Here is a 1,111-nt window from a genome sequence, read left to right as displayed (position 1 = left end):
ACCGCCGATGCGGAACGGGTCCGCACCGCCGAGCGCATCGTGCTGCCCGGCGTCGGCGCCTATGCCGACTGCGCGGCCGGCCTCAAGGCTGTCGCCGGCATGTGGGAAACGGTGGAGGACGTGGCTGTTCGCAAGGGACGGCCGTTCCTCGGCATCTGCGTCGGCATGCAGCTGATGTCGGAACGCGGGCTTGAAAAGACCGTCACCACGGGCTTCGGCTGGATCGCTGGCGACGTCAAGGAGATCACGCCCGCCGATCCGGCGCTGAAAATCCCGCAGATCGGCTGGAACACGATCGAGCTCCGACGCGATCACCCGGTATTTTCTGGCATCGCGACCGGATCCGACGGGTTGCACGCCTATTTCGTCCATTCCTATCATCTCGAGGCCAGGAAGCCGGACGAGGTGCTGGCCGTCGCCGACTATGGCGGGCCGGTGACGGCCGCTGTCGCGCGCGACAATCTCATCGGCACGCAGTTCCATCCCGAAAAAAGCCAGGCGCTGGGCCTGGCGCTGATCGCCAATTTCCTGCGCTGGAGACCCTAGATGAACAAGAAGGGCTACTGGATCGCGCTGATCGACGTCCGCGACCCCGAGGTCTACAAGCAGTACATCGAGGCCAATGCCAGGGCCTTCGCCAAGTATGGCGCGAAGTTCCCCGTCCGGGCCGGGCGCTACACCAACCCGGAAGGGCCGACGGGCAATCGCCACGTCGTGGTCGAGTTCGAGTCGTACGAAGCAGCGGTCGCCTGCTACGAATCGCCTGAATACCAGGAGGCCTCGAAATTCAGGCTCGCCGCCTCGACCGGCCATTTCGTGATCGTCGAAGGGGCCTGACCATGATCCTGTTTCCCGCCATCGATCTCAAGGACGGCAAATGCGTGCGCCTGAAGCACGGCGACATGGCGACGGCGACGATCTACAACGATGACCCGGCAGCCCAAGCCAGGGCCTTCGAGGAGCAGGGCTTCGAGTGGCTGCACGTCGTCGACCTCAACGGCGCCTTCAAGGGCCAGAGCGTCAACAGCGCGGCGGTCGGCGCCATCCTCAAGGCGACGAAGAATCCGGTGCAGCTCGGCGGCGGCATCCGCACACTGGAGCAGATCGAGGA

General features: G+C 64.9%; 3 protein-coding genes. All 3 read left to right on the top strand.

What is annotated here, in order from left to right:
* Window positions 1–546: imidazole glycerol phosphate synthase subunit HisH (hisH, locus tag EN742_RS35660; RefSeq protein ID WP_245492488.1), on the top strand; the 546-nt coding region annotated here is incomplete at its 5' end.
* Window positions 547–837, top strand: coding sequence for a DUF1330 domain-containing protein (locus tag EN742_RS35655; RefSeq protein WP_127407415.1), 291 nt, complete (start codon window positions 547–549; stop codon window positions 835–837).
* Between the two features lie 2 nt (window positions 838–839).
* Window positions 840–1,111, top strand: a 272-nt coding sequence (locus EN742_RS35650; protein WP_245492487.1) for a HisA/HisF-related TIM barrel protein, incomplete at its 3' end; no start/stop codon positions are given.

This window comes from Mesorhizobium sp. M4A.F.Ca.ET.020.02.1.1, assembly GCF_004022645.1.
Lineage (GTDB): Bacteria > Pseudomonadota > Alphaproteobacteria > Rhizobiales > Rhizobiaceae > Mesorhizobium.
Note: the sequence above shows the minus strand (reverse complement) of the source record. Positions and strands in the feature narration are given on the sequence as shown.